The sequence below is a fragment of the Blastomonas natatoria genome (assembly GCF_003201955.1).
In the GTDB taxonomy this organism is placed as follows: Bacteria; Pseudomonadota; Alphaproteobacteria; order Sphingomonadales; family Sphingomonadaceae; genus Blastomonas; species Blastomonas natatoria.
Window position 1 is genome coordinate 89,546 of sequence record NZ_QJJM01000013.1, and the last position, 19,155, is coordinate 108,700.

Annotated in this window: 19 protein-coding genes; 6 read left to right on the plus strand and 13 right to left on the minus strand. The window is 63.5% G+C overall.

What is annotated here, in order from left to right:
* Positions 1-60: 60 nt before the first annotated feature.
* On the plus strand, positions 61-1,995 hold the full coding sequence (dxs, locus tag C7451_RS15565; RefSeq protein ID WP_110299879.1) for a 1-deoxy-D-xylulose-5-phosphate synthase: 1,935 nt from the start codon (positions 61-63) through the stop codon (positions 1,993-1,995).
* Between the two features lie 77 nt (positions 1,996-2,072).
* Here dxs and C7451_RS15570 read toward each other — a convergent pair whose 3' ends face one another.
* The 8 genes from C7451_RS15570 to purE all read right to left on the minus strand — a co-directional run bounded on the left by C7451_RS15570 (position 2,073) and on the right by purE (position 10,343).
* Entirely contained in the window at positions 2,073-2,501 is a 429-nt protein-coding gene (locus C7451_RS15570) for a DUF3035 domain-containing protein (protein ID WP_110299880.1), read from the minus strand.
* A 1-nt stretch (position 2,502) separates the two neighbouring features.
* The gene (gene lspA, locus C7451_RS15575) at positions 2,503-3,066 is read right to left on the minus strand and encodes a signal peptidase II (RefSeq protein ID WP_110299881.1); all 564 of its coding nucleotides are present in this window, start codon (positions 3,064-3,066) and stop codon (positions 2,503-2,505) included.
* A gap of 172 nt (positions 3,067-3,238) precedes the next feature.
* Positions 3,239-6,160, minus strand: coding sequence for an isoleucine--tRNA ligase (ileS, locus tag C7451_RS15580; protein WP_110299882.1), 2,922 nt, complete (start codon positions 6,158-6,160; stop codon positions 3,239-3,241).
* Between the two features lie 30 nt (positions 6,161-6,190).
* Positions 6,191-7,114: a bifunctional riboflavin kinase/FAD synthetase gene (locus C7451_RS15585; RefSeq protein ID WP_110299883.1), complete on the minus strand. Its 924-nt coding sequence runs from the start codon at positions 7,112-7,114 to the stop codon at positions 6,191-6,193.
* A 7-nt stretch (positions 7,115-7,121) separates the two neighbouring features.
* On the minus strand, positions 7,122-8,306 hold the full coding sequence (locus tag C7451_RS15590; RefSeq protein WP_110299884.1) for a dipeptidase: 1,185 nt from the start codon (positions 8,304-8,306) through the stop codon (positions 7,122-7,124).
* On the minus strand, positions 8,303-8,800 hold the full coding sequence (locus C7451_RS15595) for a dihydrofolate reductase (RefSeq protein WP_110299885.1): 498 nt from the start codon (positions 8,798-8,800) through the stop codon (positions 8,303-8,305). Before C7451_RS15595 ends, C7451_RS15590 begins: the two co-directional genes overlap by 4 nt.
* Positions 8,797-9,882, minus strand: coding sequence for a 5-(carboxyamino)imidazole ribonucleotide synthase (locus C7451_RS15600; protein WP_110299905.1), 1,086 nt, complete (start codon positions 9,880-9,882; stop codon positions 8,797-8,799). The genes C7451_RS15595 and C7451_RS15600 overlap by 4 nt, the downstream gene beginning before the upstream one ends.
* A 5-nt stretch (positions 9,883-9,887) precedes the next feature.
* The gene (gene purE / locus C7451_RS15605) at positions 9,888-10,343 is read right to left on the minus strand and encodes a 5-(carboxyamino)imidazole ribonucleotide mutase (protein ID WP_110299906.1); all 456 of its coding nucleotides are present in this window, start codon (positions 10,341-10,343) and stop codon (positions 9,888-9,890) included.
* A 289-nt stretch (positions 10,344-10,632) separates the two neighbouring features.
* Here purE and C7451_RS15610 point away from each other — a divergent pair, with 289 nt between their 5' ends.
* The 4 genes from C7451_RS15610 (at position 10,633) to C7451_RS15625 (ending at position 14,076) form a co-directional block, all read left to right on the plus strand.
* The gene (locus tag C7451_RS15610; RefSeq protein ID WP_110299886.1) at positions 10,633-11,259 is read left to right on the plus strand and encodes a GGDEF domain-containing protein; all 627 of its coding nucleotides are present in this window, start codon (positions 10,633-10,635) and stop codon (positions 11,257-11,259) included.
* 67 nt (positions 11,260-11,326) lie between these two features.
* A complete protein-coding gene (locus C7451_RS15615; protein WP_110299887.1) occupies positions 11,327-12,043 on the plus strand; it encodes a GGDEF domain-containing protein in 717 nt (238 codons plus the stop codon).
* A gap of 111 nt (positions 12,044-12,154) precedes the next feature.
* Complete coding sequence (locus tag C7451_RS15620) at positions 12,155-12,871, plus strand: GGDEF domain-containing protein (protein WP_110299888.1); 717 nt, start codon at positions 12,155-12,157, stop codon at positions 12,869-12,871.
* A 95-nt stretch (positions 12,872-12,966) separates the two neighbouring features.
* On the plus strand, positions 12,967-14,076 hold the full coding sequence (locus C7451_RS15625) for an alpha/beta fold hydrolase (RefSeq protein WP_110299889.1): 1,110 nt from the start codon (positions 12,967-12,969) through the stop codon (positions 14,074-14,076).
* Between the two features lie 6 nt (positions 14,077-14,082).
* Here the strand turns inward: C7451_RS15625 and panB are convergent, their stop codons facing one another.
* A complete protein-coding gene (gene panB, locus C7451_RS15630; RefSeq protein ID WP_110299890.1) occupies positions 14,083-14,955 on the minus strand; it encodes a 3-methyl-2-oxobutanoate hydroxymethyltransferase in 873 nt (290 codons plus the stop codon).
* A gap of 124 nt (positions 14,956-15,079) precedes the next feature.
* On the opposite strand from panB, the gene C7451_RS15635 reads away from it, so the two are divergent.
* Positions 15,080-16,174 carry an endonuclease/exonuclease/phosphatase family protein gene (locus C7451_RS15635; protein ID WP_110299891.1) on the plus strand — a complete coding sequence of 365 codons (1,095 nt, stop codon included), beginning with the start codon at positions 15,080-15,082 and terminating at the stop codon, positions 16,172-16,174.
* Here the strand turns inward: C7451_RS15635 and C7451_RS15640 are convergent, their stop codons facing one another.
* The 4 genes from C7451_RS15640 to C7451_RS15655 form a co-directional block, all read right to left on the minus strand.
* Entirely contained in the window at positions 16,175-17,185 is a 1,011-nt protein-coding gene (locus C7451_RS15640; protein WP_110299892.1) for a glycerophosphodiester phosphodiesterase, read from the minus strand. It lies immediately after the preceding gene.
* The gene (locus C7451_RS15645; protein ID WP_110299893.1) at positions 17,182-17,466 is read right to left on the minus strand and encodes a DUF427 domain-containing protein; all 285 of its coding nucleotides are present in this window, start codon (positions 17,464-17,466) and stop codon (positions 17,182-17,184) included. Before C7451_RS15645 ends, C7451_RS15640 begins: the two co-directional genes overlap by 4 nt.
* A gap of 61 nt (positions 17,467-17,527) precedes the next feature.
* On the minus strand, positions 17,528-17,878 hold the full coding sequence (locus C7451_RS15650; protein ID WP_110299894.1) for an ArsC family reductase: 351 nt from the start codon (positions 17,876-17,878) through the stop codon (positions 17,528-17,530).
* Between the two features lie 133 nt (positions 17,879-18,011).
* Positions 18,012-18,989 carry a hypothetical protein gene (locus C7451_RS15655; RefSeq protein ID WP_110299895.1) on the minus strand — a complete coding sequence of 326 codons (978 nt, stop codon included), beginning with the start codon at positions 18,987-18,989 and terminating at the stop codon, positions 18,012-18,014.
* Between the last annotated feature and the right edge of the window lie 166 nt (positions 18,990-19,155).

A 19,155-nucleotide genomic window follows, 5' to 3' on the forward strand; every position in this document is an offset into this window, starting at 1 on the left:
GGTCGATTATTCGACAGAACCCAAAAATGGGTCTAGGATTCGCGGTTGAAAGGGAATTCAATGACCAATCTGCCCGAAACGCCATTGCTGGACACTGTCACCACTCCGGCAGATCTGCGCAGGCTCAAGCCAACCCAGCTTCGCCAGTTGGCCGACGAGTTACGTCAGGAAGTCATTTCGGCGGTCTCGGTTACCGGCGGGCATCTCGGTGCCGGGCTTGGCGTGGTCGAACTGACGACTGCGATCCATTATGTGTTCGATACGCCGCGCGACCGTCTGGTCTGGGATGTCGGCCATCAGTGCTATCCGCACAAGATCCTGACAGGCAGGCGCGATCGCATCCGCACGCTGCGCACCGGTGGCGGCCTGTCGGGCTTCACCAAGCGTAGCGAAAGCGAGTATGACCCGTTCGGCGCAGCGCACAGTTCCACCTCGATCTCGGCCGCGCTGGGATTTGCCACCGCCAATCAGCTGAGCGGCGCGCCGGGCAAGGCGATTGCGGTGATCGGCGACGGTGCAATGAGCGCGGGCATGGCCTATGAGGCGATGAACAATGCCGAGCGCGCGGGCAACCGCCTGATCGTCATTCTCAACGACAACGATATGTCGATAGCGCCGCCGGTGGGCGGTCTGTCCGGCTATCTCGCCCGGATCGTATCGAGCCGCGAGTTTCTCGGCGTGCGCGAAGCGCTCAAGCGCCTGGCGCGCAAGCTGCCGCGCAGCCTGCACCAGGCCGCGCGGAAGACCGACGAATATGCCCGCGGCATGGCCATGGGCGGTACGTTGTTCGAGGAACTGGGCTTCTATTATGTCGGCCCGATCGATGGCCATAACATGGACCAGCTGGTCGCGGTTCTCGAAAATGTCCGCGACGCTGCGGAAGGGCCGTGCCTGATCCATGTGGTTACGCAGAAGGGCAAGGGCTATGCCCCTGCCGAAGCGGCCGCCGACAAATATCATGGCGTCGCCAAGTTCGATGTGGTCACCGGCAAGCAGGACAAGGGCGCAGCGGGGCCGCCAGCCTATCAGAACGTGTTCGGGGAAACGCTGGCCAAGCTGGCCGATACCGATCCCACGATCTGCGCCATTACCGCCGCAATGCCGTCGGGCACCGGCGTCGACAAGTTCGCCCAGGCGCATCCCGACCGCAGTTTCGATGTCGGCATTGCCGAACAGCATGCGGTGACGTTCGCTGCCGGTCTGGCAGCGCAGGGCATGCGGCCTTTCTGCGCGATCTATTCGACCTTCCTGCAGCGCGCCTATGACCAGGTGGTGCATGATGTCGCGATCCAGAATCTGCCCGTCCGCTTCGCGATCGACCGCGCCGGTCTGGTTGGTGCGGATGGTTCGACCCATGCCGGATCGTTCGACATCACCTATCTGGCGACCCTGCCCAACATGGTCGTGATGGCCGCCGCCGACGAGGCGGAACTGGTGCACATGACCTATACCGCCGCTTGCCACGACAGCGGCCCTATCGCCTTCCGCTATCCGCGTGGCAACGGCGTCGGCGTGGCATTGCCGGACGTTCCCGAACGGCTGGAGATCGGCAAGGGCCGCATCGTGCGCGAAGGCAAGAAGGTCGCGATCCTCTCGCTCGGTACGCGTCTGGCAGAAGCGCAGAAGGCAGCGGATGTGCTCGATGCCAAGGGCCTGTCGACCACGGTCGCCGACCTGCGCTTTGCCAAGCCGCTCGACGAGGAAATGATCCGCAAGCTGCTAGCCACGCACGAAGTGTGCGTGACGGTGGAAGAGGGCGCGATCGGCGGCCTGGGTGCGCATGTGCTGACCATGGCCTCCGACGAGGGGCTGATCGATGCCGGGCTCAAGCTGCGTACGCTGCGCCTGCCGGACGTGTTTCAGGAGCATGACAAGCCCGAAAAGCAATATGCCGAGGCCGGGCTCGATGCCGATGGTATCGTCGAGACCGTGCTCAAGGCGCTGCGCCACAACAGCGCAGGCGTCGCCGTGGTCGCGGATGGCGCGCGCGCCTGACCGCACCAGCTTCAAGCCAAAAAAAATTCCGGCGAATCAGACGATTCGCCGGGCTTTTTAATAACTTGTCTGCTCGCTTATTGCGGCGGTACGGCGGCCTTGGCGTCCTGTCCGTCACCTTCGGGCGCGGCGACGATGTCGCGCGTCGTGGCCCCCTTGTCGGTGGTCTGGGTCTTGGGATCGCCGACCTGCGAGCGGATCGCGGCATCGGGCGTGCCGGCGCGGTTGAGCGCGGCGCCTTCGACACCGCTGCGCGGCTGCGGACCGCCGAACAGCGCATCGAGCGCCTGCTGGCTGGCCGAGACATTCTGCGGACGCGCCGCGCCCGGAGTCGGCGGGGTCAGCGCGAAATCGGGCGGGATCACCAGCGGCGCCTGACGCGAGACGGCGAATTCGTCGGGCCGGTCGCGGTTGAAAACACCGCCGCCCGAGCCGCATGCCGAAAGCGTCGCTGCAGCGAGGGAAACACCGGCGATCAGGGCCAGTTTGCGCCCGTGGTTAAGCATCTCAATTCTCCGTCTTGGCGGCTGTTGCGTCACCGCTATGCCCGCCATCCTGAACCCCCGATGTAGGGCCTTCAGATTTCGCGGCTTTGTCGCCGATTATCAAAACGCGGGCAAGCAATAACAGCACCCCGATGGTGATCGCGGCATCCGCAATATTGAAGATCATGAACGGCCGGAAGGCGCCGAAATGCAGGTCTGCATAATCGACGACATAGCCCAGCCGCGCGCGATCGATGATGTTGCCAAGCGCCCCGCCCAGGATCATACCCAGCGCCAGAATGTCGCCGCGTGCGCGCTCCTTGAACATCCACAGCAGCACGATGGTGGCAATGATGCCGGTCAGCACGACGAGCATCCAGCGCGCGACATCGGTTTCGGCAGTGAGAAAGCCCATCGAGACGCCGCGATTTTCCGCCCAGGTCAGGTTGAAGAACGACGTGATCTCGATCTGCAGCCGGCTGCTCAGAGCGAGCGGCCCTGCGACGATGAACTTGGCGATCTGATCGACGACGAGAATGGCGAGCGCGAGTGCGACCCCCTCAATGCGGAAGCGGGTGAGGGTCATGCCGCGCACTCCAGGCCTACGCCAAATCCGTCACCCTGAACTCGTTTCAGGGTCCATCGGGCACCAAGCGCCTTCGCCCTGTCGGCACCCAGACGGTCGATGGATGCTGAAACAAGCCTGTCCTGAGCGCAGTCGAAGGGTTCAGCATGACGGGAAAGGATCGTCAGCGCGCTCACGCCAGCATCTCCGAACAGCGCCCGCACAGCGCGCCGTCTTCGGTCACCTCGGGAAGGTGACGCCAGCAGCGGCCGCATTTGTGGTGTTCGGTGCGGGTGACTTCAATCTGGCGGGTTTCTGCGACGTCGTCGTCGGTAAAGCCTGCAACGGACGCGGCCGATACGATCAGCAGTTCTTCAAGCTCGGCTGTGCCCAGATTGATCGCGGAATCAGCGGCAAGCGCATCTTTGAGCCGGATGGTCACCTCGGCCTCCAGGCTCGAGTGGATCACCTTGTCGCGGCGGAAGGGTTCGATCGCGCCGGTCACGCTGTCCTTCAGGTCGCGAAAGCGAGCCCAGCGCTGGATCAGTTCGTTGCCATCGCCCAGTGGGGGCAGTTCCGGCCACTCCAGCAAATGCACGCTGCCCGCATCGGGATAGCGCGTGCTCCACACCTCTTCCGCCGTGAACACCAGCACCGGTGCGGCATAGCGGACGAGCGCCTCGAACAGCACGTGCAGCACGGTGCGATAGGCGCGGCGTTTGTCCGTGCCCTGCGGCGCGGCGGGGCCGATATCGCAATAGAGGCAATCCTTGCGGATATCGAAGAAGAAGGCCGACAGGTCGTTATTGGCGAAATCGGCGAGGGTGCGAACATAGGTGTTGTAGTCGAAGTCCTCGACCGCCTGTTTCAGCTTTGCGTCCATGTCCGCCAGCAGGTGCAGCACATAGCGTTCCAGCTCGGGCATGTCCTCGACGCGCACACCTTCGTCCTTCTCACTGAACCCGGCAAGCGCGCCGAGCAGATAGCGGAAGGTGTTGCGCAGCTTGCGATACTGGTCCGACACGCCGGCGAGGATTTCCTTGCCGATGCGGTGGTCCTCGGTGAAATCGACCGACAGCGCCCAGAGCCGCAGGATGTCCGCGCCCGAATCCTTGATCAGCGTCAGCGGGTCGATGGTGTTGCCCAGCGACTTGGACATTTTCATGCCCTTGGCGTCCATGGTGAACCCGTGGGTCAGCACCGCCTTGTAGGGCGCATGGCCGCGCGTGCCGCAGCTTTCCATCAGCGAGGACTGGAACCAGCCGCGATGCTGGTCCGACCCTTCCAGATACAGGTCCGCCTTGGGGCCGACATAGCCTTCGGGGCGCAGCAGGTCGGGCCATTTGCCGCTTTCCAGCACGAACGCATGGGTGCAGCCGCTGTCGAACCAGACATCGAGAATGTCGGTGACGCGCTCATAATCCGCCGGATCGTAATCCGGGCCGAGCAGGGCAGGGACGGCGGCCTCGTTCCAGCCATCGACCCCGCTCTCGCGGATCGCCGCGACGATGCGGGCGTTGACCGCGGGGTCGCGCAGATACTGGCCGGTCTTGCGGTTGACGAACAAGGTGATCGGCACGCCCCAGGCGCGCTGGCGGCTGATCACCCAGTCGGGGCGACCTTCGACCATCGACCGGATGCGGTTCTCGCCCTTGGCGGGGACCCAGCGGGTGTCCGAGATAGCCTGCATGGCGGTGCTGCGCAGCGTTTTGCCGGTGGTGAGCGGCGCATCCATCGGGATGAACCATTGCGGGGTGCAGCGGAAGATAACGCGCGCCTTGGAGCGCCAGCTGTGCGGATAGCTGTGCTGGAAGGCGCCTGCGGAGAGCAACGCTCCTGCCGCGCGCAGATCTTCGCAGATCGGGCCATCTGGCGCATTGAACTTGGGATTGATCACCGACATCCGCCGCTCGTCCGCGCCGCCGAGCCAGGCCCAGTCGTCACGATAGCGCCCGTCGCCCTCGACCGCGAACACCGGCTCGATGCCATGCGCCTTGCACAGATCGAAATCGTCCTCGCCATGGTCGGGCGACATATGGACGAGGCCCGTACCCGCATCGGTGGTGACGAAATCGCCGGGCAGGAAGGGGCGGGGCTTGGCGAAGAATCCGCCGAGTGCGTGCATCGGGTGCCGGGCGGTGGCTCCGGCGAGGGCCGTACCCAGTATTTCGTTGTCCCCAATATTTCGGACGTTGGCAGCTACACTATGTGAGGCTTCGCCACTCAGCACTCGCAGTTCCAAGCCAGTCCGGCTCCGAAATTGCTCGATCAAATCGAAAGCTACTAGATAGCGATTACCATCCTCATCGCGCAGCAAATGGTAATAAACATCCGGCCCATAAGCGAGCGCCTGGTTCACGGGGATCGTCCACGGCGTGGTCGTCCAGATGACCGCATAGGCACCGACCAGTTCGGGCGCATTCGGCGCATCGACAATCTCGAACGCCACATCGATCTGGGTGCTCGTGACGTCCTGATACTCAACCTCGGCCTCGGCGAGCGCGGTCTTTTCGACCGGGGACCACATCACCGGCTTGGCACCGCGATAGAGCTGGCCGCTTTCGGCAAATTTCATCAGCTCCTGCACGATGGTTGCCTCGGCGGCGAAGTCCATCGTCAGGTACGGATTGTCCCAGTCGCCCAGGATGCCGAGGCGCTTGAGCTGCTCGCGCTGGGTATCGACCCAGTGCTGCGCATAGGCGCGGCATTCGGCGCGGAAGGCGACCGGATCGACCTCGTCCTTGTTGAGCTTCTTCTTGCGATACTGCTCCTCGATCTTCCACTCGATCGGCAGGCCATGGCAGTCCCAGCCGGGAACATATGGCGCGTCCTTGCCGAGCAGCGACTGGGTGCGGCAGACCATGTCCTTGAGGATATGGTTGAGCGCATGGCCGATGTGCATGTCGCCGTTGGCGTACGGCGGGCCATCGTGCAGAATGAACTTTTCGCGGCCCTTGCGGGCGTCCCGCAGCTGGCGGTAGAGGTCCGCATCCTGCCAGCGCGCCAGAATCGCCGGTTCCTTCTGGGCGAGGCCCGCCTTCATCGGGAAGTCGGTCTGCGGCAGAAAGACGGTGTCTTTATAGTCGGCGGCGGCGCTTGGCGATTGCTCAGTCATAGTGGCTGGCGCTTACGGCGCGGCGGCGTTTCAGGCAAGCAATTCCCGCGCGCGCACGCAGTCGGCATCGATCTGGCGCTTCAATTCGTCCCAGCCTTCGAACTTCGCCTCGGGCCGGATGAAATGGCGAAGCGCCACCTCGATCGTCTGGCCATACAGGTCCTCGTCGAAATCGAAGAAATGCGGTTCGAGCAATTCCTTGGGCGGATCGAACTGCGGACGGATGCCGAGGTTCGCGGCACCTTTCAGCACGCGGCCATCGGCGAGATGCCCGGTGACGGCATAGATCCCGTACTTCGGGCGCAGATAGCTGCCCATGTCGAGATTGGCGGTGGGAAAGCCCAGCAGCCGCCCGTTCTTGTCGCCATGCTGGACCACGCCCTGCACCGCAAAGGGCCGGGTCATCAGCCGCTCGGCCTCGTCCGGGTGGCCCTCGATCAGGCATTGCCGGATGCGGCTCGACGAAATCACCTCGCCCTCGGTGGTCACAGGGCCGACCGCCTCGCTGCGCAGCCCGAGCAACGCGCCGAGATCGCGCAGCACCTCGATATTGCCGCCGCGGCCCTTGCCGAAGGTGAAATCCTCGCCCGTCACCACGCCGACCGCGCCGAAGCGCTCGATCAGCAGATCGGCGATGAAGCTTTCCGCTCGCGTGCTGGCGAGCGTCTGGTCGAAGGCGAAGACCAGCATCGCGTCCGCGCCCGCTTGCCCGAACAGCCGCTGGCGCTGGTCCAGGCTGGTCAGGCGGAAGGGCGGGGTGTCGGGCTTGAAATAGCGCACCGGGTGCGGATCGAACGTGGCGATGATCGCGGGGCGGCCCTCGGACTTCGCCCAGCTTATGGCGTGCCCGGCCACGGCCTGATGACCGGCATGAAAGCCGTCAAAATTGCCCAGCGCGATGATGCCCCCGCGCAATCTGTCCGGCAGCCGCTCGCTGCCCTCCACCCTCAACATGAGCGCCCTATAGGCCCTTGCCGGGCAGGGGTTCAATGCCCTGTTTGAGGAGCCGCAGCGTATTGCCGCCCATCACCGCGCGGATTTCCGCCTCGGTAAAGCCGATGTCGAGCAGCGCCTGCGTCACCTGCACGACCTGGCTGGTGTCGAACCGCGTGGTGACCGCGCCGTCGAAGTCGCTGCCCAGCGCGACATGCCGGATGCCGACGAGATCGCGGACATGGGCAATCGACTTGGCAATCATCTTGGGGTCGGTCGAGCAGATCGCGCCATCCCAATAGCCGATGCCGATGATGCCGCCGGTCGCCGCAACGGCGCGGATTTCGGTGTCGGACAGGTTGCGGTTGACCCCGCACACCGCCTGGACGCCGCCATGGCTGGAGACGACCGGACGGCGCGCCATCGCCAGAATCTCGGCGACCGACTTGTGGCTCGAATGCGCGATGTCGACGATGATGCCCCTGGCCTCCATCGCGCGGATCATCCTGCGCCCGAACGGGGTCAGTCCGCCCTTGCGCTCGCCGTGCATGGAGCCTGCAAGCTCGTTGTCGAAGAAATGCACCAGCCCCGCCATGCGCATGCCGACGCCATAGAGCCGGTCCAGATTCTCGGCCTTGCCTTCGAGATTCTGCAGGCCCTCGACCGAATAGAGCGCGCCGGTGACCTGCTTGCCTGCCGCACGCGCGGCGAGAAGTTTGTCGATGTCGGCGGGCTTGCGGATCAGCATCAGCCGCCCGTTCGAATCTCTTGCCGCCGCCTCGAGCCGCTGGCCGTGCCACATCGAGCGTTCGTGCACCGAGAACCAGGTCCGCACCGGCTGCAGCTGCGCCATAGCAAGCAGCGTGATGTTGTCGGTGTCGGCCGAGTTGCTGTCGTAATTCTGGCCCTTGGGCGTCTTCGACACCGAAGAGAAGACCTGCAGCGCGACATTGCCTGCCTCCAACCGCGGCAGGTCGATCTGGCCACGGCTCGCCCCGTCGCGCAGGTCGCGCTTCCATAGCAAGGTATCGCCGTGCAAATCGGCAATCTGCAGTGTCTGGTGCAGCGCTGTCGCATCGGCGCGGATCGGCGGCAGCGGCTCGTCGGTGACGACATTCGTCTGCTTCTCGAACAGGCCGGGAAGGACGGTAACGGTGAACACCAGCCCCGCCACGATAAGCAGGACCAGCCCCACCAGAATCTTGCGGATCACCGCCGCACCAAAGTCACGAAGCTGAATGCAGGCCGGTCGCGATGCTCGGGATCGGCGGGATGATCGGTGCGCGCGCTTTCCTGCCAGACTTCCGGATCGAAGGGGGGCATGTGCGTGTCGCCGGGCACGTCTGCGTGAACTTCGGTCAGTTCGATCCGGTCGGCATGCGGCAGGAACAGGGTGAAGATTTCAGCGCCGCCGATCACTGCCACATGCGGCGCGTTGGCGGTGGCGATCGCCTCTTCCATGCTCCGCACGACCTCGGCGCCATCCTCTGCCCAGTCCTCGTTGCGCGTCAGCACGATATGCCGCCTGCCGGGCAGCAGACCGGGCAGGCTGTCAAAGGTCTTGCGGCCCATGATCATCGGGCGCCCCTGGGTGAGCGCCTTGAAGTGGCGCAGGTCCTGCGGCAGGTGCCAGGGAAGCGTCCCATTGGCACCGATCACGCCGTTGGTGGCGCGCGCCAGCACCATGAAGATCTCGGGGTGATTCATGATTGTACCCCCTGAGGTTCCAGCGTGATGCGGGTGACATGCCCCATCTTGCGCCCCGGCAGCGCGCGGTGCTTGCCATAAAGGTGCAGATGGTTGGCGGGATTGCCGAGCAGTTCCGGCCAGCCATGCGCTGCCTCGCCGATCAGGTTGCGCATCTCGGCGGCGTGACAGGCGAGCGCTGTCTCGCCCAGCGGCAGGCCGCAGATCGCGCGGATATGGTTTTCGAACTGGCTGGTGAACGCGCCCTCGATCGTCCAGTGGCCGCTATTGTGGACGCGCGGGGCCATCTCGTTGAATACCGGGCCTTCAGCGGTCGCGAAGAACTCCAGCGTCAGCACGCCGACATAATCGAGCTTTTCTGCGACCTTTGCGGCCAGCGCACGGGCAGCGGGAACCTGTGTCTCGATGGCAGCGCTCGCGGGAACGGTCGATACGTCCAGAATGCCGCCGACATGCACGTTCTCCGCGCTGTCCCAGAAGCGGATTTCGCCCTGGGGCGAGCGTGCGAGGATCACCGAGAATTCCGCCTCGAAGGTCACGAAGCCCTCAATGATTGCGGGAACCCCGCCTGCCTCGTGCCAGCGCGCGACCGGGTCATCGCCTGGCATCACCCGCGCCTGGCCCTTGCCGTCATAGCCCATGCGATTCGACTTGATGATCGCGGGGCAACCCGCCACCGCCATGGCTGCTGCGACCTCTGCCTCGGTCTCGGCGAAGCCGAACGGCGCGGTGCGTCCGCCGAGCTCTGTGACGAAGCGCTTCTCGTCGATCCGGCTCTGGGCTACCTCCAGTGCACGGGGAGAGGGGCGCAAGGGGACGATGCCTGCAATGCAGTCGAGCGGCGCGACGGGAACATTTTCCCACTCATAGGTCACGACATCGCAAGCCTTGGCGAAGGCGGCGAGGGCAGCGCTATCGGAATAATCGGCGCAGGTCGTCTCAGCCGAGACTTCGCCCGCCGGGCTGGTCGCCTCGGGTGCAAGGACATGACAGCGATAGCCGAGCTGCGCGGCGGCGAGGCTGAGCATCCGCCCGAGCTGCCCTCCGCCCATGATGCCGATGGTACTGCCGGGAGGGATCATGGCGCTCATGCCGGGCGTTCACCCACCGAATCGCTCTGTGCCGCGCGCCAGGCGTCCAGCCGCTCAGCCAATGCGGGATCGTTCAGCGCGAGGATCGACGCGGCCAGCAAGCCGGCATTCTTTGCCCCCGCCGACCCGATCGCCAGCGTGCCGACCGGGATGCCGCCGGGCATCTGGACGATCGACAACAGGCTGTCGAGCCCGCTCAGCGCCTTGCTCTGCACCGGCACGCCCAGCACTGGCAGACGGGTCATGCTGGCGACCATTCCGGGCAGATGTGCCGCGCCGCCGGCACCGGCGATGATCACCTGGAAACCGGCATCGACCGCGCCCTTCGCGAACTCGACAAGGCGGTCCGGGGTGCGATGGGCGGAAACGATGCGGCAGTCATGGGCTATGCCCAGATCGTCGAGGGCCTGCGCCGCGCCCGACATGGTGTCCCAGTCCGACTGGCTGCCCATGATGATGGCGACCGGGATGCGTTCCGGGGCTTGGCGGTCGGGCTTCGGCAATGGCTCGGCCACGCAGTAATCTCCGCATAATTGCTGATGCGATCAGGGTCTTAGAGGCAAAGACTGGCACCCGCAATCACCCTGGACATGAAAAGCAACATCGCGGGGGTCCGGGGGCAACTGTCCCGCTTGTGAACAGATTATACAGGGTTAACGGCATTTTGATCATGCCTGGGGCCGCAAGCCTTGCTATCAGGAAATCTCAAGGGACCGCGCCGGGGAATTCGCAGGCACTAAGATGAAAATGACCGATGTTCAGGGCGGCCCTGGTGGATTGCCACCTCAGGCGGATGTGGTGTTGAGCCACGAGCAGCTCGCCCTGCTCTGCACCGATCTGAAAGAACAGAACGCTCTGCTCAGCGCGCGCATCCGGCAGCTCGAAGACGAAATCTGCCGGGATACGCTGACCCCGCTGTTCAATCGCCGGTATTTCGAACAGGCCGTTTCCAGCTCGATTGCGCATTGTCAGAGGTATCAGAGCCGGGCCGCCCTGCTCTTCGTCGATGTGGATGATCTCAAGGTGATCAACGACACGTTCGGCCACGCGGCTGGCGACGAGGCGCTGCGCACCGTGGCACAGGTCCTGCTGGCCAATGTCCGCTCCACCGATGTCGTCGCACGGATCGGTGGCGACGAGTTTGCGCTGATCCTGGGCGCCATCAGCGAGGCCGATGTCGAGCAGAAGGTCGCCCAGCTGACCGCAGGCATTGCATCCTGCCGCATCGGTTCGGGCGATGCGGCGACGAGCCTGTCAGCGACGTTCGGCCACGCCTTCATTCATCCGAACGATGAAGCCGACAAGGTGCTGGCACGCGCCGACAATCATATGTACCGGCTCAAGCGTTCGCGCGCCGCCGCGCGCTGAGCCTTTGGGAACGCCGGCGCCAAGGGCGTTTGCCGGGTTTTAAGCCTTTTCCCTTACGCCATCAGGCATGAAGCCGTGGCACAGGGTCCTGATCGCCGTTTTCGTCAGCGTCGTTGCCACGCTCGTGGCAATGGAAGCGCTCGTCCTTGTTACGGGAGAACCAATCGAGCCGGTTTACTGGGCCTTTTCCGCCGCCTGCCCGATATTGATCGGAGCACCGGTGAGCTTTGTGCTGGTTCGCCAGGCAGAGGCGAACATGCGCCTCAATACGCAGCTGCTGATCGTCCAGCGGGAATTGCTGGCACAGGCCGATCGTGACCATCTGACCGGGGTGCTCAATCGCGCTGCCTTCTACCGCAAGGCTGCCGCCTATCGTGCGGACGGCCCAGCCAGCGTGATGCTGATCGATATCGATCATTTCAAGGCGATCAATGACGGATATGGCCATGCTGCTGGCGATTGTGCGCTGCGACGGGTGGCATCCACGCTCCAGGCGGCGCTGCGGCCGGATGATCTGCTTGGCCGGGTCGGCGGCGAGGAATTCGCGATACTGCTCGCCGAAATGCCCTTGCCGCTGGCCATGGCGATTGCCGAGCGAGCCCGAGGAGCTATCGCCGGCCTGAGCAAGCGGACAGCGGACGGGTCTTTGATCACCTTGTCCATTTCCGTCGGCGTCGCGCAGTTTGCGGCGGGGGCTTCGCTTGATGAGGCTTTGGACCGTGCCGATGCCGCGATGTATTCGGCAAAGAGATCGGGCCGCAACCGGGTCATGGTCGCCGAGTGATTTCGAGCCGGGACGCGGCTCTCTCGGTGGATAGGATCAGGTTTCGTTGCACAGTATCTCGCCATTTGCTCATTCGGCGACTTTTAAACTTTTCGATCTAGCTCGAATTGCATGAATCCGGTTCAAACCATTCTGGCCTGTGTGGCCTTTGGCATCATCATGACCCTGCTTGGGCTTGAAGTGATGACGCATGCGCTGCACGAGGACGTCAAATGGCCGTTCTGGGCCTTTGCAGTCATCTGCCCCGCAGGGATCACCGCAGCGATCAGCATCGTGCTGGTCGGTCAGGTCGAAACCAATCGCCAGATGGCGCGCCAGTTGCTGGAAACCCAGTCGGAGCTGATCGAACTGGCAAATCATGATCATCTGACAGGTGTGTTGAACCGGGCGGCCTTTTATCGCGAGGCGGCAGGCTATGGTGACGAGGCACCGGCCTGCGTGCTGCTGGCCGATATAGACCATTTCAAGGCCATCAATGACGAGCATGGCCATGCAGCCGGCGATTCGGCACTGCGGCTGGTAGCATCGACCCTGAGTGCGGCGCTGCGCCCGGACGACCTGCTGGGCCGGGTGGGTGGTGAAGAATTTGCGATCCTGCTCACGGGTCTGCCCTTTGGCCTGGGCATGTCGATTGCCGAGCGGGCTCGCGGCGCCATCGATGCGCTCGACTTCAAATCGCCCGACGGTGATCCGATCGCGCTGTCGATCTCGGTCGGCGTTGCGCCCTACCGTGCGGGCTGGTCGCTCGACAATGCGCTGGCGCAGGCCGACGCCGCGATGTACGGCGCCAAGCGCAGTGGGCGCAACCGGGTCCAGGCGGCGGGATAGATCTGACGGACCCGGGCTCGAGCCAGGCCCTTGCCAGCAGCGCTGGCAGGCTGCAATGTTCAACCTCATCAAGAACATAGGTTGAGGGGGTTGCAATGAAATTGACCATCCTGAGTGCGGCGCTGGCCTGTGCTGCGTTGACCGTACCAGCCACAGCACAGCCGGGACCGCCGCAAGCGGCGCCGGAAGTCGACTACGCCGCTCAGCTGCGGCAGGGCGACGTCATCCTCAACGATTTCCGGTTCGGCACAGGCGAGATGCTACCCGAATTGCGGATGCATTACGCGACTTTGGGAACGCCGACGCGCGATGCCAGTGGCCGGGTGACCAATGCAGTGATGGTGCTGCACGGCACCGGCGGCACCGGCCTGCAGTTTCTCCAGCCGCAATTCGCGCAGGCGCTGTTCGGGCCCGGCCAGCCGCTCGACATCCGCAAATATTACATCATCCTGCCGGACAATATCGGACACGGAAAATCGTCCAAGCCGTCGGACGGGCTGAAGATGCGGTTTCCCGCCTATGACTATACCGACATGGTCAAGGCGCAGCGGCAGATGCTCGTCGAGGGGCTGAAGGTCGATCGGCTGCGGCTGATCATGGGCACCTCGATGGGGTGCATGCACGGCTTTGTCTGGGGGCAGGTCGATCCCGGCTTTGTCCAGGCGATGATGCCGATGGCGTGCCTGCCGATGCCGATCGCCGGGCACAACCGCATGTGGCGCAAGGCCGCAATCGAGGGAATCAAGGCCGATCCGGCCTGGCAGGGCGGCAATTACACCAGCCCACCGGTGATGGGTCTGCGCGTTGCGGCCAGCCTGTTACAGGTCGCCGGTTTCGCGCCCCTTTATCTCCAAAAGGCCTATGGCACGCGCGATGCGGCCGATGCCTATATCACCCAGCGGATCGAGGCTTCGATGAAGGGCATCGATGCCAATGACATCATCTACCAGATCGAATCGTCACGCCATTATGATCCGTCGAAGACCGTCGAGCAGATGACCATGCCGGTCACCTGGATCAACTCGTCCGACGATTTCATCAACCCCTGGGATTACGGCGTGGCAGAAGATTTCGGCAAACGCCTGCCCGATGGCAAATATGTGCTGATCAAGGCAACGGACGACACACGGGGGCACAGCACGCACACCTGGGCCAAGTTCTGGAAGGATGAACTTGTCGAATTGCTTGCCCGCAGTGAGAAATAGCCGCGCTCAGTCTTTCGGGGCGTAGGTCTGGTCGGCGCTGGGGAAGCTGCGCTCGCGCACTTCTCCGGCGTAGCTCTTCACCGCATTCTCGATGACCTCGGCCAGATTCTCGTAGCGCTTGACGAAGCGCGCGGTGCGCTCGAACAGGCCGAGCATGTCCTCTGTCACCAGCACCTGGCCGTCGCAGCGCGCCGATGCGCCGATGCCGATGACGACGGCGGACACCGCTTCGGTCACCGCGATCGCGATCGGTTCGACCACGCCTTCGACCACGATGGCGAAGGCGCCAGCCTCGTCGAGCGCCCTGGCGTCACTGACGATCTTGTCCGCCTCGCTGTCCGATCGGCCGCGCGCGGCATAGCTGCCCAAAATGTTGATCGCCTGCGGGGTCAGCCCGACATGGCCGACCACGGGAATGCCGCGTTCGGTGAGGAACCTGACCGTGGGCGCCATAGCCGCGCCGCCTTCGAGCTTCACTGCGGCAGCCCCTGTTTCCTTGAGCAGCCGGGCGGCGCTGGCAAAGGCGGCTTCGGGCGAGGCTTCGTAGCTGCCAAAGGGCATGTCGATGACGACGATGCTGTGATAGCTGCCGCGCACCACCGCCGCGCCATGTGCCGCCATCATCTCCAGCGTTACCGGCACGGTGCTGGGAAGGCCGTAGATGACCTGGCCAAGCGAATCGCCCACCAGCAGCATGTCGCAATGCGGATCGAGCAGCTGCGCCATGCGCGCGGTATAGGCGGTCAGCATCACCACCGGCTGCTCCGTGACGCCGGCCTGCTTGCGCCGCTGGATGGCAGGCACGGTCAGGCGCTTCATCGGCGCGGGGGTGGGGTTGGCGCGGCTGGTCGAGGTATCGAGCGTGTAGGTCGTGGACATGCGCGCTGGTGTAGCGAGGGCAGGGCGGGGGTGCAAACCCAACCTATGTGCAACCCTTGCTTGCCTTGTGCGTCCGACAGGGCGACAAGGCGTCTCGTTTCCTCCGTTCGGGTGATTTTCAAGGATGCTGCGAATCCTGGTTTTCGCGCTGGCGGCGCTTGCTGCAACGGGCACGTTGCTGAGCCTGATCCCCAGCTATCGCTGGTATATCCGCATGTGGGATTTTCCGCGTGTCGGGTTGATACTGATCGCGCTGCTTGCCTTGGCCCTGGCCATTCCCGTCCTGTCGGGATGGGTTCGCACCCTGCTGGTTGCGGTGATGCTGATGGTGATCGGCTGGCAGGGCTTTCGCATCTATCCCTATACACCTCTTGCGAAGACCGAAGTCGCCAAGGCGGTGATCAACAAGGAGAACTGCATCTCCGCCTTTTCGTTCAACGTGCTGCAGACCAATCGCGACTATCAGCGTACGATCGACCTGATCGATCGCGAGGATCCGGACATCGTCTTGCTGCTGGAGACGGACGAAGGCTGGGAGGCTGCGCTCAAGCCGGTGATTGATCGCTATCCCCACCGCCAGTCCGCCCCGCTGCCGAACCTTTATGGTCTGATCTTCCTCACCCGCCTGCCGGTGGAGGATTCGGAGATCACCTGGCTGATCGACACCGAGACGCCCTCGGTCTTCGCGACCATCTCGACGGGGGCTGGGGCCAAATTCCGCTATATCGGGCTGCATCCGCGTCCTCCGCAGCCGGGCGAGAATACCGAAAAGCGCGATGCCGAAATCGCGATCGCGGCGCGCCATGCCAAGCTGACAGACCTGCCGGTGCTGGCCATGGGCGATTTCAACGATGTCGCCTGGTCGCGCACGTCGCAGATGTTCAAGCGGATCGGCGGCTATCTCGACCCGCGCGTCGGGCGCGGGCTCTATGCGACCTTCCCGGCCAACCTGCCGGGTCTGCGCTGGCCGCTCGATCATCTGTTCATGTCGCCCGACTTCACGCTCGTGAAGATGAGCGTGCTGGAAAATGTGGGGTCGGACCATCTACCGGTGGCGGCGACCGTGTGCATCGCCCCGCGCGCCGCCAAGATACTGAACGACGAGCCCGAAGCGCCCGATGCTGCCGATCGCAAGGACATGGTGATGTCGATCCGCGACGGGAAGAAGGCGGCAGTTGAAGAGGGGACCGCCTCGGGCGGCAAGGCGCCCCAGCCCTGACTATCGCGCGGCCGCGACTGCCTCTGCGACATTGTCGGAGAACAGGCCGTCAATGCCGGTGGCGACGAACGCCCTGATCTCCGCGCCGACATCGCCTGTGGCCACGGGACTTGCCCCGGCCTTGAAATCGGCGGGCAGGAAATAGTTCTCGCGCCGGAAAGTCCAGACATGAACCTTGAGCCCGGCGGCGTGCGCATCGGTGACGATACGGGTCGGCGCGGCCAGCTTTCCATCGGCGCTGCGCGGGACGACCATCGCCTTTTCCAGACCCACGCCATCGGCATAGTGCGCGATTGCGCCCAGGCCCTCGGCTGTGCTCATCGCCGCGTAGGTGACGCCCGGCTGGTCGGGCGGGCCATAGGCGCTCGCCATCAGCTGGATCAGCGGCAGCTCGGTCATGCCATTCAGCCGCTTCAGGTTGTCGACCTCGAAGCTCTGGATAAACACCGGATCCTCTGCTCCATCGTACCCGGCCCTGGCGAGGGTCGCGACCAGCGTCTCTTCGAGCGGCAGGCCGAGCGCGCGGAAATAGCTCGGATGCTTGGTTTCGGGATAGAGGCCGATTCGCCGCCCGGTCTCCTGCTCGCGCCGCTTCACCAGCGCGATCACTTCGTCCAGCGTCGGTATGTCCCACTGGCCGTCATAGGTGGTGTTGGCGGGACGCAGCTGCGGCAGGCGCTCCTTCGCGCGCAGCGTCTTGAGTTCTGCTAGCGTGAAATCCTCGGTGAACCAGCCGGTCAGGCTCTGCCCGTCGATGGTCTTCGTGCGCTTGCGATCGGCGAATTCGGGATGGCTTGCGACATCGGTGGTTTCGGAAATTTCGTTTTCGTGCCGCGCGACCAGCACGCCGTCCTTCGTGCTCACCAGATCGGGCTCGATAAAGTCCGCCCCCTGATCAATGGCCAGCGCATAGGCGCCGATCGTGTGCTCCGGCCGCTCACCGCTCGCGCCGCGATGCGCGATGATGAGCGGACCGTTGGCAGCCATGGCCAGCGCCACCACAAAAATCATCCGACCACCTCGACGCCCTTCCAGAAGGCGAGCCGGTCACGGATTTCCTTCGCCGCATCCTTGGGCTCGGGATAATACCAGACCGCATCCTTGTTGGTCTTGCCGTCGACCTGGAGCGAATAATAGCTCGCAACGCCCTTCCACGGGCAGAAACTGGTCGTGTCGCTCGGCGTCAGCAGTTCGGCGCGCACGCTTTCGCGGGGAAAATAATGGTTGCGCTCGACGACGACGGTATCGTCGCTCTCGGCGATGACGGTGCCGTTCCAGATGGCCTTGGGCATGTTCGTTCTCCTGTCAGTGCTTCGCCTTATATGGGCATGCTGACAGGCTTGTGACAGTGGGTCAGCCCAGCGCCGCAGCATAGGCGTCGGGCTTGAACCCGACCAGCACGCCGCCTGAATGTTCCAGCACCGGGCGCTTGATCAGCGAAGGCTGCTCCACCATCAGCGCGATGGCCCTGGATCGGTCGATCCCCGCCTTGTCGCTATCGGGCAGTTTGCGGAACGTGGTCCCAGCCTTGTTGAGCAGCACTTCCCACCCCACCGCATCGGCCCAGGCGCTCAGCTTCTCGGCGCTGATCCCGGCCTTCTTGTAGTCGTGAAATTCATACGCCACGCCCTGACCTTCCAGCCAGGTCCGCGCCTTTTTCATCGTGTCGCAGTTTGCAATCCCATGAATGACAATCCTAGTCATCGATCTACCTTGATATCTTGCAAGTGGGTGGTGCGACATCGTTGCGCATGCCGTCGATGACCTGGATGACAGCTTTTCACGCCATCGTCAAAAAAGCTGCAGTTTGGCAAACGACCCCTTTGTTGACACTAGACTAAGGCGCTGGATCAGCCACCAAGGTCGGCTTACCGGCCATCACTGGGACGCACTGATCAGGGTAGTTTGCGCGCGACGACGAATTCAGCCCTTCCTCGGTATTCGACAGTGCTTTGACCAGCACGAAGGGATAAGACAAGCTTTCTACTATGGCACAGTGTTCGCCAACAACGCCTACGCGAACTTCGATTGAATGTCCGTCGAATTCTTTGTTTTGACCGAACCCAGTCACAAACAAATTCTCGCTCGCATTGGACATTTCTCCGACAGCGTAAACGCCTAGAATCTCGGTTTCGAAGTTTACACGCCCCAATAATCGGGACAGCTCTTCCTCGGTCAACGCATTTGCAACCCACGATTGCCGCACGTCGGTCGCGGACCGAAGCAGCAATGTATCGCCCTGCACTGGACCATTGAAGCCGCGATGCAACACGGTGAACGGTGCTCCCGGCCCCGGCTCGTAAACTTTGCGCCAAGGCACCGCGGTCGCCGTCGGTGGGTCGCCTAGAACGGTCATGCGGGCCCGCATGATCTCGGCCACTTCGCCGAAGCGCTCAGGCAATTGTGCTCCGTCCTCCCCAATGCTGGCGAGCATCGCAACTCTCTCTAGGTATGCGGCATAATAAGCATCGTCCCGCACCAAATTCGCGATGTAGCTCTCCAGTGCCAGCCTGTCCGTCCGCAAACCATCGATCACTTCGGCGTAGAGTTCGCGTTTATTGTTATCGGCGACAACCCAGCCGGGATCGTAGGCGACAGGAATAGATAAGTCCGCCTGCCGGACCCTTTGCAAGAGCGCTGCAAAACGCTCAGTGTTGCGTGCAAGCTCTTCGTCGACATATTCGTTATGGCCTGCAAACACCGTTCTGAAATCTTCGCGCTTCGCAAGCTCAAGCATATCTTCCGGCGGCAGCAACATGATGTCGGCGTTGGCACGAATGCGGGCGAGCACGTTGAGAAAGGCCGCATCTTCCACACGGCCCTCTTCATCGCAGGCCTTCGAACCTGAGCCTAGTTCAAGGGTGTTGCCCCCTTTTTGGTTCGTGATGACGTGGCCCCCAGCTTTCCTCCAGCGGGGATTAGAGCCGGGCGGTTATTTCGCGCATCAGCGCGGTTGAAGCAATGGGCTGCGTAGCGGAGCC

What these genes read in the sequence shown, in the direction of transcription:
- dxs (WP_110299879.1), top strand. Translation starts at nt 61, where the DNA reads ATGACCAATCTGCCCGAAACGCCATTGCTGGACACTGTCACCACTCCG.
- C7451_RS15570 (WP_110299880.1), bottom strand. Translation starts at nt 2,501, where the DNA reads ATGCTTAACCACGGGCGCAAACTGGCCCTGATCGCCGGTGTTTCCCTC.
- lspA (WP_110299881.1), bottom strand. Translation starts at nt 3,066, where the DNA reads ATGACCCTCACCCGCTTCCGCATTGAGGGGGTCGCACTCGCGCTCGCC.
- ileS (WP_110299882.1), bottom strand. Translation starts at nt 6,160, where the DNA reads ATGACTGAGCAATCGCCAAGCGCCGCCGCCGACTATAAAGACACCGTC.
- C7451_RS15585 (WP_110299883.1), bottom strand. Translation starts at nt 7,114, where the DNA reads ATGTTGAGGGTGGAGGGCAGCGAGCGGCTGCCGGACAGATTGCGCGGG.
- C7451_RS15595 (WP_110299885.1), bottom strand. Translation starts at nt 8,800, where the DNA reads ATGAATCACCCCGAGATCTTCATGGTGCTGGCGCGCGCCACCAACGGC.
- C7451_RS15600 (WP_110299905.1), bottom strand. Translation starts at nt 9,882, where the DNA reads ATGATCCCTCCCGGCAGTACCATCGGCATCATGGGCGGAGGGCAGCTC.
- purE (WP_110299906.1), bottom strand. Translation starts at nt 10,343, where the DNA reads ATGGGCAGCCAGTCGGACTGGGACACCATGTCGGGCGCGGCGCAGGCC.
- C7451_RS15610 (WP_110299886.1), top strand. Translation starts at nt 10,633, where the DNA reads ATGAAAATGACCGATGTTCAGGGCGGCCCTGGTGGATTGCCACCTCAG.
- C7451_RS15615 (WP_110299887.1), top strand. Translation starts at nt 11,327, where the DNA reads ATGAAGCCGTGGCACAGGGTCCTGATCGCCGTTTTCGTCAGCGTCGTT.
- C7451_RS15620 (WP_110299888.1), top strand. Translation starts at nt 12,155, where the DNA reads ATGAATCCGGTTCAAACCATTCTGGCCTGTGTGGCCTTTGGCATCATC.
- C7451_RS15625 (WP_110299889.1), top strand. Translation starts at nt 12,967, where the DNA reads ATGAAATTGACCATCCTGAGTGCGGCGCTGGCCTGTGCTGCGTTGACC.
- panB (WP_110299890.1), bottom strand. Translation starts at nt 14,955, where the DNA reads ATGTCCACGACCTACACGCTCGATACCTCGACCAGCCGCGCCAACCCC.
- C7451_RS15635 (WP_110299891.1), top strand. Translation starts at nt 15,080, where the DNA reads ATGCTGCGAATCCTGGTTTTCGCGCTGGCGGCGCTTGCTGCAACGGGC.
- C7451_RS15640 (WP_110299892.1), bottom strand. Translation starts at nt 17,185, where the DNA reads ATGATTTTTGTGGTGGCGCTGGCCATGGCTGCCAACGGTCCGCTCATC.
- C7451_RS15645 (WP_110299893.1), bottom strand. Translation starts at nt 17,466, where the DNA reads ATGCCCAAGGCCATCTGGAACGGCACCGTCATCGCCGAGAGCGACGAT.
- C7451_RS15650 (WP_110299894.1), bottom strand. Translation starts at nt 17,878, where the DNA reads ATGACTAGGATTGTCATTCATGGGATTGCAAACTGCGACACGATGAAA.